We start from the raw sequence: 13,131 nt of genomic DNA on the forward strand, positions 1-13,131 counted from the left end.
AAACGACAGAAAGCTGGAATACGTATGAGCAATCACGCTCAGAAGGCGCGCCGCCAGGTCCGCCAGTCCCGTGCCCTCGGCCTCGCCCTGACGCCGAAGGCCGCCAAGTACTTCGAGAAGCGCCCCTACCCGCCGGGCGAGCACGGCCGCGCCCGTCGCCGCACCGAGTCCGACTACGCGGTCCGACTCAAGGAGAAGCAGCGGCTGCGCGCCCAGTACGGGCTGCGCGAGGTGCAGCTGCGCCGCGTCTTCGACGAGGCCCGCCGCGAGCCGTACCTGACCGGTGAGTCCCTGGTCGAGCTGCTCGAGATGCGCCTCGACGCGCTCGTGCTGCGCGCCGGCTTCGGCCGCACCATCGCCCAGGCCCGCCAGGCCGTGACCCACCGTCACATCCTCGTCGACGGCAAGATCGTGGACCGCCCCTCCTACCGGGTCAAGGTCGGCCAGGTCGTGCAGGTCAAGCCGCGCAGCCAGACGACGGTGCCGTTCCAGGTCGCCGCCGCCGGCGCGCACGCGGGCGTCCTGCCCGAGGTGCCCGGGTACCTGCAGGTCGACCTCGAGAAGCTGCGCTTCGAGCTCGCCCGTCGCCCCAAGCGCGCCGAGGTGCCCATCACGTGCGAGGTCCAGCTCGTGGTCGAGTACTACTCGCGCTGATCCCCCTCGCGCCCGCGCCCCGGTTGCCTCGGCTGCCGGGGCGCAGGCATTCCCTCCCGGCCCGATAGGCTCGCGGTCGTACCCCGCGACGAAAGGCAGCTCATGTCCGTTGGAGATATCGCCGGCCTCCTGGCGGCGGCGGCGTTCCTCATCCTCGTCGGCGTGCTCGCCGTGCCGCTCGTCAAGCTCGGCCGCGTGCTCGACACCGCCTCCGACTCGCTCCGGGACGTGACCGAGCACACCCTGCCGGTGATCGACGAGGCCGCCCAGACCGTCACCACCGCGAACGGACAGCTCGCCAAGATCGACACGATGACCACGGCCGCGGCCGAGACGACGCAGAACATCTCGGCGATGACCTCCCTCGTCGCGGCCACGGTCGGCGCCCCGCTCGTCAAGGCGGCCGCGTTCTCCCTCGCCGTCCGCGGGTTCTTCCGCAAGGACCGGGGCCGCTGATGCGACGCCTGTTCTGGGTCGCGGTCGGGGTCGGGGTGACCGTCGTGGCACTGCGACGGCTCGAGCGTGCCTCCGGGTTCGTGCGCACCCTCGCGCCCGGCAACCTGGCCGACTCGATCGGCCGGCTCGCCGGGTCCCTCACCGAGGCGACCGCGGAGTTCAGGACCGCCATGGCCGAGGAGGAGCGCCGGCTCACCGATACGCTGCTCGCGCGCTCCGAGTCGGCCGGTGAGTCGCCCGGACAGTCGCCCGGTGCCGGGTCGCGGTCGCGGCACCGCCGCCCGGACGCACGCACCGATCGCGACACCTGGGGGTTGGACTCCGACGACCCCGACCTGTATCTCTGAACGGGCCCCTGCAACCACCTGCCACCACCGGCCACCCGCCACCACCGGCCCCGTCCCACACGCATCCCGCATTCGTCTCGCACCGAAGGAAGTCCCCATGCGCACCGCTGAGATCCGCCGCCGTTGGCTCACGTTCTTCGCCGACCGCGGCCACGCCGTGGTGCCCTCGAGCTCGGTCATCTCGCCGGATCCCTCGACGCTCTTCGTCATCGCCGGGATGGTTCCCTTCATCCCCTACATGCTCGCCGAGCAGCAGCCGCCGTGGTCGCGGGCCACGAGCGTGCAGAAGTGCGTGCGCACCGCCGACATCGACGAGGTGGGCAAGACCACCCGGCACGGCACGTTCTTCCAGATGAACGGAAACTTCTCCTTCGGGGACTACTTCAAGGAGCAGGCGATCCGGTACGCCTGGGAGTTCGTCACCGGTGCGGAGGAGGAGGGCTGCCTCGGCTTCGACCCCGCGGACGTCTGGGTGACCGTCTATACCGACGACCACGAGGCAGCCGCCTTCTGGCAGGAGATCGCGGGACTCCCCGCCGAGCGGATCCAGCGCCGCGGCATGGCCGACAACTACTGGTCCACCGGCGCCCGCGGGCCGGCCGGGCCGTGCTCCGAGATCTACATCGACCGCGGCCCCGCCTACGGAGCCGAGGGCGGTCCCGTCGTCGACGAGGACCGATACCTCGAGATCTGGAACCTCGTGTTCATGCAGTACGAGCGCGGGGACGGCGGCACGAAGGACGACTTCCCGATCCTCGGGGACCTGACCCAGAAGAACATCGACACCGGCATGGGCCTCGAGCGGGTCGCGCTGCTCAAGCAGGGCGTGGACAACCTGTACGAGATCGACCAGGTCTACCCGGTGATCGCGGCCACCGAGCGGCTCTCCGGCAAGAAGTACGGCGAGAACCACGAGGACGACGTCCGCATGCGCGTGGTCGCCGACCATGTGCGCTCGGCGCTCATGCTCATCGGCGACGGCATCCGCCCGGGCAACGAGGGGCGGGGCTACGTGCTGCGGCGGCTGCTGCGGCGCGCGATCCGCGCCGTCCGGCTCCTCGGCGTGGAGCAGGAGGCGCTGCCGGTGCTGCTGCCCACCTCCAAGGACGCCATGAAGGAGTCCTACCCCGAGCTCGACGCCGAGTTCGACCGGATCTCGCGGATCGCCTACACCGAGGAGGCCTCCTTCCGGCGCACCCTGGAGTCCGGGCTCAGCCTGCTCACCGGCGCCGTGGCCCGGCTCGAGGAGGCCGGCGTCGACGTGCTCCCCGGCGCCGACGCCTTCGCCCTGCACGACACGCACGGGTTCCCGATCGACCTCACCCTGGAGATGGCGGCCGAGCGGGGACTGAGCGTCGACGAGGCCACCTTCCGTCGTCTCATGACCGAGCAGAAGCAGCGCGCCCGCACGGACGCGCTCGCCAAACGGGCCGGCCACGCCGACACCCAGGCCTACCAGCAGCTGCGCGCCGAGCTCGATGCGCCGGTCACCTTCCTCGGCTACGACGAGTCCGAGGCCCGCTCCCGGGTCGTCGGCCTCCTCGCCGACGGGGTGCCCGTGCCCGCGGCGCACGCCCCGGCCGACGTCGAGGTCATCCTCGCCGCGACCCCGTTCTACGCCGAGGCCGGGGGGCAGCTCGCCGACCACGGCACCCTGCGCCTCGACGGCGGCGGGCTCGTCGAGGTCGACGACGTCCAGGCCCCGATCAAGGGGATGCCGCTCCACCGCGGCCGGCTCGTCGACGGCTCGATCACGCTCGACGAGGGGGCCCTCGCCGCGATCTCCACCACCCGGCGCCTCGCGATCAGCCGCGCCCACACCGCGACGCACATCGTGCACAAGGCGGTCCGGGAGGCGCTCGGGGACACCGCGACCCAGGCCGGCTCGGAGAACGCGCCCTCCCGGGTGAGGTTCGACTTCCGATCCGGCACCGGGTTGCCCGCCGGGGCGCTGAGCGAGGTCGAGGAGCGCGCCAACGCCCGGCTCATGGACGACCTCGAGGTGACCGATCAGGTCATGGACCTGGACGACGCGCGCGCCGCCGGGGCGATGGCCCTCTTCGGCGAGAAGTACGGCAGCCGCGTCCGCGTGGTCTCCGTGGGCGGCGACTGGTCCAGGGAGCTGTGCGGAGGCACCCACGTGGCCAGCTCCGGGAGGATCGGACGGATCACCCTGCTGAGCGAGGCGAGCATCGGCTCGGGCGTGCGGCGGATCGACGCCCTCGTGGGAACCGGGGCGCACGAGTTCCACGCCCGCGAGCATGCGCTCGTCGGCCAGCTGTCCCAGCTCGTCGGCGCGCGCGGGGAGGAACTGCCCGAGCGGATCTCCGGCCTGCTCACCCGCCTCAAGGACGCCGAACGGGAGGTGGCCACGATGCGGGCCGAGCAGGTGCTCGCCCGCGCGGGCTCGCTGCTCGACGGGGCGGCTCGCATCGGGGCCCTGCGCGTGATCGTCGCGGACCTGGGTCCGGTCGGATCGGCCGACGACGTGCGCACCCTCGCCCTCGACCTGCGGGAGCGCAGCGGCGCCGAGCCCGCCGTCGTCGCCCTCGTCGGAGTCGCGGGGGAGCGGCCCGTCGTGGTCGTCGCGGTGAACCCGGCCGCGCGGGCGGCCGGCGTCAAGGCCGGTGCCCTCGTGCGTGTCGCCGCGACCCGTCTCGGCGGCGGTGGCGGCGGGAAGGACGACCTCGCCCAGGGGCGGGACCGACCCGGCCGCGACCGGCGCGGCCGTGGCGGCCCTGTCCGACGAGCTGGCGGCCGCCCATGGCTGACCCGCGCCCCGGCGTCCGCCTCGGCCTCGACATCGGCAGCGTGCGCATCGGCGTCGCGCGGAGCGATCCGCGCGGCACCCTCGCCACGCCCGTGAGCACGATCACGAGGCCGCGCACGGGAGCGGACCGGACCGTGGCCGAGATCGCCGGAATCGTCGCCGAGCTCGAGGTGGTCGAGGTGATCGTCGGCCTCCCCCGGACCCTCCAGGGAAAGGAGGGGGCTGCAGCCGCCGCCGCACGGGCGTATGCTGGCGACCTGGCAGCGGCCGTGACGGTCCCTGTCCGGATGGTCGATGAACGGCTGACCACGGTCAGCGCGCATCAGGCGATGCACGCCTCCGGACGCTCCGGTCGCCGCCATCGCAGTGTCGTCGACCAGGTCGCGGCGGTGATGATCCTCCAATCCGCCCTCGACCTGGAGCGCAGCACGGGCCGCCCACCCGGCGAGCACCTGCCGCCCACCCCCGTTGATCGGACGAAAGAGACCCAGGCGTGACGGATCTGTTCCACGAACCCGCCGGGGACGAGGCACCGGCCCCGCCCTCGCGCAGCCATCGCCGGGCGGCGGCGCGCCGCCGCAACCAGCGGCGCAAGAACGTCGTCTCGTTCCTGGTCATGGTGCTGGCGCTCGTGCTGCTCGTCGGCGGGGCCATCGTCTTCATCCGGCCCCTGCTCACCCACACCACACCCGAGAGCAACGACTTTCCCGGCCCCGGGCAGGGGAGCGTGGAGGTCGTCGTCGACGACGGCGACTCCGGCACGGCCATCGGGGAGACCCTGACCGATGCGGGCGTCGTCAAGACGGTCGAGGCGTTCACGAACGCCTACAGCGCCAACCCGAACGCCACGTCCATCCAGGCCGGGACCTACGAGCTGCAGGAGGGGATGCGGTCCGTCGACGCCGTGGCCGCGCTGCTCGACCCGGCCAGCCGAATCGACCTGCGCCTCACCGTGCCCGAGGGGTGGACCGTGACGCAGATCTACGGGAAGATGGCCGACCTGCTCATGGTCCCGGTCGAGGACGTCGAGGCCGCGGCCGAGAAGCTCGCGGCGAGCGCCCTGCCGGAGTCGGCCGGAGGGGAACTCGAGGGCTGGCTCTTCCCGAGCACCTACACCCTGAGCCCCGACGACACTCCCGCGAGCGTGCTGGAGCGCATGCTCGACAAGATGATCTCCGAACTGGACGCCCGCGAGGTCCCCGAGAAGGAGCGCGAGGCGCTCCTCATCAAGGCCTCGATCGTCGAGAAGGAGGGGACCGAGCAGTACTGGGGCAAGATCGCCCGCGTCGTCGAGAACAGGCTCGAGGGCTGCTCCGGCGACGGCCGGCTCGGGATGGACGCCACGTACGTCTACCGACTCGGCAAGAAGGCGAACGACATCACCTCCGAGGAGTGGCGCAAGGACGACCCGTACAACGGCCGGGAGGGTCCGCCCGGACTCCCGCCCACGCCGATCGGCGCCCCCGGAACGGGCGCGATCGACGCGGTGCTCGATCCGCCGGAGGGGGACTGGTGCTACTTCGTGAGCGTCAACCTCGAGACCCAGGAGACGAAGTTCACCGACGACCTCAAGCAGCATCTGAAGAACCAGGAGGAGTACCGGCAGTGGCTCCGGGAGCAGACCTCGGCTCCCACGGAGACCGGCGAGTGAGCGCCCCGGCCCCCCACGCCGGCGGACCCGCGCGGGCGGGGGTGCTCGGGCATCCGATCGCCCACTCGCTCTCGCCGGTGCTGCATCGGGCGGCCTACGCATCCCTCGGGCTCACGGACTGGCGGTACACGAGCCACGACGTGACCGAGGACGGCCTCGCCGGCTTCGTCGCCGGCTGCGGGCCCGAATGGGCCGGCCTCTCGCTCACGATGCCGCTCAAGCGCACCGTGCTCGGCCTGCTCGACGCGGTCGAGCCCCTGGCCGAGGCGGTCGGCGCCGTCAACACGCTGCTCTTCTCCGCCGGTGGGCTCAAGGTCGGCGCGAACACCGACGTCTACGGAATCGCCACGGCGGTCCGCCTCGCCGGCGCGGACTCCGGTTCGTCCCGGCCCACCGGGGTGATCGTCGGCGGGGGGGCCACGGCCGCCTCGGCCGTCGCCGCCCTCGGCGAGCTGGGCATCACCCGGCCGGCCGTGCTCGTGCGATCGAAGGGCCGGGCCGGCGCCGTCATCCGCGCGGCGAACTCGATGGGGGTCGAGCCCGAGCTCGTCTCGCTCGACTCACCCCGGGCGGGCGCCCTCGTCCGCTCGGCCGACGTCGTCGTCTCGACCATCCCGGGCGGCGCCTCCGACCGGCTCGTGCCCCTCGTCGAGGGGGTGCGCCTCGGGCACGGACAGGTGCTCCTCGACGTGGTCTACGAGGGCTGGCCGACCGCGTTCCCGCTCGCCTGGCGTGGCGCCGGCGGCACCGCGGTGCCCGGATCCGACATGCTCCTGCACCAGGCCGTCGAGCAGGTCCGGCTCATGACGGGCCGGAGCCCGGCCGTGGAGCCGATGCGCACCGCCCTCGACCTGGCCCTCGCGGGGGGCTGAGCCCTGGTCGCGCTCGCGTGCGCGGCCGTCGCCGGCCTCGTCGCCCTGGGCCTGACGCCGTGGATGCGGCGCCTCGCGGACGCCGACTCGCCGTGGCTCGGATCTGGCCTGCACGCCCTCGTCGCCGCGCTCCTCGCCGCCGCGGGCACGCTCGCGGCCGGAACCTGGTCCGAGCGGGTCACCTTCACCGGGCTGGCGGTCGCCGCCGGCCTGCTCGTGACGATCGACCTCGCCGTGCACCGGCTGCCCGACCGGATCGTGCTCGCGGCGGCCGCCGTGGCCGTGACCGGCACCGCCGCGGCCGCCTGGGAGAGCGGCTCCTGGCAGCCCTGGGGCCGGGCGCTCCTCGCCGGCATCGTCGTCGGCGCGGGGTTCCTCCTACTCGCGCTCGCCAGCCCGACCGGACTGGGCCTCGGGGACGTCAAACTCGCGGCCGTCCTCGGCACCGTGCTCGGCTGGTTCGGATGGCAGGCGGCGCTCACCGGGATCCTCGCCGGCTTCGTGTGCGGGGGAGTGGTCGCGCTCATCGGACTCGCGCTGCGGCGGACCGGGGTGCGCGATCACCTCGCGTTCGGCCCCTGGCTCATCCTCGGCTCGGTCGCCGGGATCGCGCTCACGGTCTCCGGCTCCTGATCCCGGTCCCATCCCGGCCCATCCCGGGGCCGGCGCGGGCCCGGCGCGGCCCGATCACGGCCCGGGGATCGCGGCACCGGCCGGACGTGACAGACTGAGGCCCATGCTCAGATGGTTGACGGCCGGAGAATCTCACGGTCAAGCGCTCGTGGGGATCATCGAGGGGATGCCGGCGGGCGTCGAGGTGGCCTCGGCCGACGTCGCCGCGGCGCTGGCCCGCCGCCGACTCGGCTACGGCCGGGGCGCCCGGATGAAGTTCGAGGCCGACGCGGTGCGGATGCTCACGGGCGTCCGCCATGGACGGACCCAGGGGGGCCCGGTCGCGATCGAGATCGGCAACTCCGAATGGCCCAAGTGGGAGGCGGTCATGTCCGCCGAGCCGGTCGCCCCCGAGCTGCTCCAGGTGGACGCCGGGGTGGGTGACACCCGGGAGATCGCCCGGAATCGGCCCCTGACCCGCCCCCGCCCCGGGCACGCGGACCTCGTGGGCATGGCCAAATACGGATTCGACGAGGCCCGGCCCGTGCTCGAGCGCGCCTCGGCGCGCGAGACCGCGACCCGGGTGGCCCTGGCCACCGTCGCCGCCGCCCTGCTCGACCAGGCCGCGGGCATCCGCCTCGTGTCCCACGTCGTCTCCGTCGGCCCGGTCGCCGTGCCCGACGACGCGCCCCTGCCCGGACCGGACGACGTGGCCGCCCTCGACGCGAACCCGATCCGCTGTCACCACGAGGCGACCGCGGCGGAGATGATCGACGAGATCGACGACGCCAAGAAGGCCGGCGACACGCTCGGCGGCGTCGTCGAGGTGCTCGCCTACGGCATGCCCCCCGGCCTCGGGTCGTACGTGCACTCCGACCGCCGGCTCGATGCCCGGCTCGCGGGTGCGCTCATGGGCATCCAGGCGATCAAGGGCGTCGCGGTCGGCGACGGGTTCCTCACCGCCACCCGCCGCGGCAGCGTGGCCCACGACGAGATCGCCCGCGGCGAGGACGGGGCGATCCACCGGCTCACCAACCGCGCCGGCGGCGTCGAGGGCGGGATGAGCAACGGCGAGGTGCTCCGGGTGCGCGCGGCGCTCAAGCCGATCTCCACCGTGCCCCGGGCGCTCGCGACGATCGACGTCGCCACGGGCGAGGCCGCCACGGCCATCCATCAGCGTTCCGACGTCTGCGCGGCCGCCCCGGCCGCCGTCGTCGCCGAGGCCATGGTCGCCCTCGTGCTCGCGGAGGCGCTGCTCGAGAAGACCGGCGGCGACTCGCTCACCGAGGTCGCGCGCAACCTGGCCGCCTACACCGACGCGATCCCGGCGGCCATGCGATGACCGGCCCGCAGAGTGAGCCGAGCCGGCACGGCCGGCCGAGCGATCCGGTTCAGCCGGTTCAACCGGTTCAACCGGAGGGAGGCGACCGGCTCATCGTGATCATCGGGCCGCCCGGGGCGGGCAAGTCGACCGTGGGTCGACGGCTCGCCCTCGCGCTCGACGTGCCGTTCATCGACACCGACGCCTCGATCGAGGCGACGACCGGCATGAAGATCCCCGAGATCTTCATCGACCACGGCGAGGCCTACTTCCGGGAGCGGGAACGGGCGGCGGTCATCACCGCGCTGAGCCGCGAGAGCGGGGTGGTCTCCCTCGGCGGCGGCGCGGTCCTCGATCCCGAGACCCGCCGGGATCTCGCCGCACACACGGTCGTGCTCCTCATGGCGAGCCTCGCCGCCGCCGCACCCCGGGTCGGGCTGACCGGCAGCCGGCCGCTGCTGCTCGGCAGTCCCCGGCGCGAGTGGCTGCGGCTCATGCGCGAACGCGCGCCCATCTATCGGGGCTGCGCGACGATCACCGTCGACACCGACGACGTCGAGCCCGACGGCGTGACCCGGCGGGTCCTCGACGGACTCGCGGACCTGTCCCGTCGCGGCGACCGGAAGGACGAGGACTGATGAACACCGTCTCGATCAGCGCCGAGCACGATTACGAGGTGACCATCGGGCGGGCGCTCCTGGGCGAACTCCCGCGACTCCTCGGCGAACCCTGCAAGGTGCTCCTGCTCGCACCCCACGCGCTGGCCACGACCGCCGCGGCGGTCCGGGAGGATCTCCTGGCCCACGGCTACGAGGCGTTCATCGCCGAGGTCCCGGACGCGGAGGAGGCCAAGACCGGTCAGGTCGCCGCCTTCTGCTGGGGAGTGCTCGGCCAGGCCTCCTTCACCCGCTCCGACGCGATCGTCGGCATCGGCGGCGGCGCCACGACCGACCTCGCCGGCTTCGTGGCGGCGACCTGGCTGCGGGGGGTCCGGGTGGTCCAGATCCCGACGACGCTGCTCGGCATGGTCGACGCCGCGGTGGGCGGAAAGACGGGGATCAACACCCCGGACGGCAAGAACCTCGTGGGTGCGTTCCATTCCCCCGTGGGCGTGCTCGCCGACCTCGCCACCCTCGAGTCCCTGCCCCGCAACGAGCTGGTGGCCGGGCTGGCCGAGGTGGTCAAGGCGGGCTTCATCGCCGATCCGGTCATCCTCGACCTCATCGAGTCCGATCCGCAGGGCGCGACCGATCCGGCCTCGGACACCCTCGCCGAACTCGTGCACCGGGCCGTCCGGGTCAAGGCGGACGTCGTGAGCGCCGACCTGCGGGAGTCCCACCTGCGGGAGATCCTCAACTACGGGCACACCCTCGCCCACGCGATCGAGCTCGCGGAGCGCTACCAGTGGCGCCACGGCGCGGCCGTGAGCGTCGGGATGATGTACGTCGCCGAGCTCGCGCGCCTGGCCGGACACCTCGACGAGGAGATCGTCGAGCGGCACCGGCGCGTGCTCACGCTCCTCGGGCTGCCGACAACGTACCGGGGCGACCGCTGGCCGCAGCTGCTCGACGCGATGCGCCGCGACAAGAAGGCCCGGGGCAGCCTGCTGCGGTTCGTGGTGCTCGACGGGCTGGCACGGCCCACCCGGCTCGAGGGGCCCGACCCGACGCTCCTCGTGGCCGCGTACGCCGAGATCAGCGAGGCCGCCCCCGCGAACCGGACGGTGCTGCTGTGACGAGGCGCGTGCTCGTGCTCAACGGTCCCAACCTCGGGCGCCTCGGCTCACGCGAACCGGACGTCTACGGCCGGCTCGACCACGCCGAGATCACCCGCGCCATCGGGTCCTGGGCGGCGGAGCTCGGCCTCGAGGTCGACGTGCGCCAGACCGACTCCGAGGCCGAACTCGTGCACTGGTTGCACGAGGCCGCGGATGCGGGCTGCGACGTCGTGCTCAACCCGGCGGCCTTCACCCACTACGCCTATGCCGTGCGCGACGCGGCCGCCCAGGTGGGCACGGCCGGTGGCCGCCTCATCGAGGTGCACCTGACGAATCCCGCCACCCGGGAGCGGTTCCGACACCTCTCGGTCGTCGCGGGCGTCGCGACCGGCACGATCGCCGGCTTCGGGCCGCACTCCTATCGACTGGCCCTGAGCGCACTCGCCGACGCGGCCGCGCACCCGGCAGCCAGGGGGCTTGATCCGAAAGAATCAAGCCGATAGCCTTGACTTCATGTTCGTGATCACGGCCGATCAGCACGCGTCGCAGCGGACGCCGGACCGCGTGCCGGCCATCCTCGAGGCGCTCGCCGCCGCCCCCGGCCTGCGCACGGTGCGCGCCTTCGAGCGCACGGTCGGCGACGAGATCCAGGGCGTGCTCGGCGACGCCGCCGACGTGATCCGCGCCGCGGCCCGGCTCAATCGGCACGGGCACTGGGCCGTCGGAATCGGGGCCGGCCCGGTGGAGGAGCTGGCCCGGACCTCGGCCGCCTCTCGCGGGCCGGTCTTCGTGGCGGCGCGCCGGGCGGTCGAGCGGGCGCGCAGCAAGGCCGTCCCCGTGCCGGTGGCGGTCGACTGGAGCCGGCCCTCCCGAGGCGCGGAGGTCGACCATGCCGAGGCGCTCATGCGACTCGTGGCCTCGATCGAGCGCCGCCGCAGCGACGCGGGCTGGGAGGTGATCGACCTGCTGCCCGGCACGACCCAGGCCGCCGTGTCGGACCGCCTCGGTATCACCCCCGCGGCCGTGAGCCAGCGCCTGCGAGCGGCCCGATGGGCCGAGGTGCAGGCCGTCGAGCCACTCCTGCGAGAGCTGCTCATCGCGCTGCACCGCGCAGCCGACCCGCGCTCGTCCGGGGACGAACCCCTCGAGGAGGACTGAATGCCCACCCCGCTGCTCATCGGGCTCATCGCGGTCGTCGCCCTCGTGGTATCGGGCCTGGCCGGGAGCCCGCTCGTGCGCCTCCTGCTCGCGCCGAATCGGCACCGGCGGCCGGGCGGCGGAGAGCTCGATCCCGCCGAGGTGTTGCGCGGCGGCCGGTGGATCGGCATCCTCGAGCGGGTCGCCACGACCGGCGCGATCCTCGTGGGGTATCCGGCCGCGATCGCCGTGATCGTGGCGATCAAGGGGCTCGGTCGCTTCCCCGAACTCCGCGCCGGAGCCGGCGTCTCGGAACGGTTCATCATCGGCACCCTCGCCTCGCTGCTCTGGGCCGCCGCGCTCGGGGTCGCGGGCTCGGCCGCCGTCTCGGCGGTGGTGTAGGCGTGTCGGCCGTGTGGGTCGTGTGGGCTGTGGTCGGCCGCGGCGGGCCACACCGGTCCGTGTCGGTCGCCCGTGGCGCAGGAGGGTAGCCTAGAGGGAGCAGACTCCCGCGACGAAGGACGGCCAGTGGCAACCACGAATGATCTGAAGAACGGCATGGTACTCAACCTCGAAGGACAGTTGTGGTCCGTGGTCGAGTTCCTGCACGTGAAGCCGGGCAAGGGGCCGGCGTTCGTGCGCACGAAGCTCAAGGCGATCCCGAGCGGGAAGACCGTCTCGAAGACCTTCAACGCCGGCCTCAAGGTCGAGACCGCGAACGTCGACCGGCGCGACATGCAGTACCTGTACAAGGAGGGCGAGGACTTCGTCTTCATGGACACCTCCGACTACGAGCAGATCGTCGTGCCCGTCGACCTCGTCGGCGACACCGCCCACTACCTCCTCGAGGGGGCCATCGCCACGCTCGCGATGCACGACGGGCAGGTGCTCTACATCGACCTGCCCACGGCCGTGAACCTCGAGATCACCTTCACCGAACCGGGCCTGCAGGGCGACCGGTCGAACGCCGGCACCAAGCCGGCCACCGTGGAGACCGGGTACGAGCTCCAGGTGCCGCTCTTCCTCGACATCGGCACGAAGGTGCGGGTGGACACCCGCACGGGTGAGTATCTCGGACGCGCGAACGACTAGTGGCCGCTCGCACCAAGGCCCGCAAGCGGGCGATCGACCTGATCTTCGAGGCCGATCAGCGCGTCGTCACGTCCCGGCAGCCGGAGAACCCGACGGGGCGCCGCGACGACGAACCGGAGCCCGAGCCGACTCCCGGGCGACACCTCGACGAGGTCATCGTCGAGGTGCTGCGCGAGCGGATCGTGGAACCGGGACGCCAGACCGGGCTGCCGGAATACAGCGTCGAGATCGCCCAGGGCGTCAGCGCCCACCTCGCCCGCATCGACGAGGAGATCTCGACCTACTCCCACGGCTGGACCCTCGAACGCATGCCCGCGGTCGACCGCGCCATCCTGCGGGTCGGGGCGTGGGAACTGCTCTACAACGACGAGGTGCCGGACGCCGTCGCCATCGACGAGGCCGTCGCCCTGGCGGGAGACCTGTCCACGGACGAGTCGCCGGGCTTCGTCAACGGGCTGCTCGGACGGATCCTCCAACTCAAGGCCTGACGCCGGCCCCGACC

General features: G+C 73.0%; 15 protein-coding genes and 1 pseudogene. All 16 read left to right on the forward strand.

The genetic code is table 11. From position 1 onward, the window contains the following. Positions 1-24 precede the first annotated feature (24 nt). Positions 25-654: a 30S ribosomal protein S4 gene (gene rpsD / locus GCE65_RS07370; protein ID WP_152818161.1), complete on the forward strand. Its 630-nt coding sequence runs from the start codon at positions 25-27 to the stop codon at positions 652-654. A gap of 102 nt (positions 655-756) precedes the next feature. Further along, positions 757-1,110, forward strand: a complete 354-nt coding sequence (locus GCE65_RS07375) for a DUF948 domain-containing protein (protein WP_152818160.1) — start codon at positions 757-759, stop codon at positions 1,108-1,110. After that, positions 1,110-1,457 (forward strand): hypothetical protein, encoded by a 348-nt coding sequence (locus GCE65_RS07380; protein ID WP_152818159.1) that lies wholly within the window; start codon positions 1,110-1,112, stop codon positions 1,455-1,457. Before GCE65_RS07375 ends, GCE65_RS07380 begins: the two co-directional genes overlap by 1 nt. A gap of 97 nt (positions 1,458-1,554) precedes the next feature. Next, positions 1,555-4,228, forward strand: a pseudogene (alaS, locus tag GCE65_RS07385) (alanine--tRNA ligase). Beyond that, entirely contained in the window at positions 4,221-4,724 is a 504-nt protein-coding gene (gene ruvX, locus GCE65_RS07390; protein WP_153877929.1) for a Holliday junction resolvase RuvX, read from the forward strand. Before alaS ends, ruvX begins: the two are co-directional and overlap by 8 nt. Beyond that, entirely contained in the window at positions 4,721-5,878 is a 1,158-nt protein-coding gene (gene mltG / locus GCE65_RS07395) for an endolytic transglycosylase MltG (RefSeq protein WP_153877930.1), read from the forward strand. Before ruvX ends, mltG begins: the two co-directional genes overlap by 4 nt. Continuing rightward, positions 5,875-6,750, forward strand: coding sequence for a shikimate dehydrogenase (locus GCE65_RS07400; protein ID WP_153877931.1), 876 nt, complete (start codon positions 5,875-5,877; stop codon positions 6,748-6,750). Before mltG ends, GCE65_RS07400 begins: the two co-directional genes overlap by 4 nt. A gap of 63 nt (positions 6,751-6,813) precedes the next feature. Further along, the gene (locus GCE65_RS07405) at positions 6,814-7,383 is read left to right on the forward strand and encodes an A24 family peptidase (RefSeq protein WP_152818155.1); all 570 of its coding nucleotides are present in this window, start codon (positions 6,814-6,816) and stop codon (positions 7,381-7,383) included. Positions 7,384-7,486: 103 nt separating this feature from the next. Continuing rightward, the gene (gene aroC, locus GCE65_RS07410) at positions 7,487-8,704 is read left to right on the forward strand and encodes a chorismate synthase (RefSeq protein ID WP_153877932.1); all 1,218 of its coding nucleotides are present in this window, start codon (positions 7,487-7,489) and stop codon (positions 8,702-8,704) included. Positions 8,705-8,799: 95 nt separating this feature from the next. Next, positions 8,800-9,321 carry a shikimate kinase gene (locus tag GCE65_RS07415; protein WP_228760163.1) on the forward strand — a complete coding sequence of 174 codons (522 nt, stop codon included), beginning with the start codon at positions 8,800-8,802 and terminating at the stop codon, positions 9,319-9,321. Then, on the forward strand, positions 9,321-10,418 hold the full coding sequence (gene aroB, locus GCE65_RS07420; protein WP_153877934.1) for a 3-dehydroquinate synthase: 1,098 nt from the start codon (positions 9,321-9,323) through the stop codon (positions 10,416-10,418). The genes GCE65_RS07415 and aroB overlap by 1 nt, the downstream gene beginning before the upstream one ends. Continuing rightward, complete coding sequence (locus GCE65_RS07425; RefSeq protein ID WP_153877935.1) at positions 10,415-10,903, forward strand: type II 3-dehydroquinate dehydratase; 489 nt, start codon at positions 10,415-10,417, stop codon at positions 10,901-10,903. The genes aroB and GCE65_RS07425 overlap by 4 nt, the downstream gene beginning before the upstream one ends. 10 nt (positions 10,904-10,913) lie before the next feature. Beyond that, positions 10,914-11,558, forward strand: coding sequence for a hypothetical protein (locus GCE65_RS07430; RefSeq protein ID WP_194928865.1), 645 nt, complete (start codon positions 10,914-10,916; stop codon positions 11,556-11,558). Continuing rightward, positions 11,559-11,939 carry a hypothetical protein gene (locus tag GCE65_RS07435; RefSeq protein WP_153877936.1) on the forward strand — a complete coding sequence of 127 codons (381 nt, stop codon included), beginning with the start codon at positions 11,559-11,561 and terminating at the stop codon, positions 11,937-11,939. Between the two features lie 126 nt (positions 11,940-12,065). Beyond that, positions 12,066-12,629 (forward strand): elongation factor P, encoded by a 564-nt coding sequence (efp, locus tag GCE65_RS07440; RefSeq protein ID WP_153877937.1) that lies wholly within the window; start codon positions 12,066-12,068, stop codon positions 12,627-12,629. Beyond that, a complete protein-coding gene (nusB, locus tag GCE65_RS07445) occupies positions 12,629-13,117 on the forward strand; it encodes a transcription antitermination factor NusB (protein ID WP_153877938.1) in 489 nt (162 codons plus the stop codon). Before efp ends, nusB begins: the two co-directional genes overlap by 1 nt. The last annotated feature ends 14 nt before the right edge of the window (positions 13,118-13,131 follow it).

Origin of the sequence: Pseudactinotalea sp. HY158 (assembly GCF_009660225.1) — a bacterium.
In the GTDB taxonomy this organism is placed as follows: Bacteria; Actinomycetota; Actinomycetes; order Actinomycetales; family Beutenbergiaceae; genus HY158.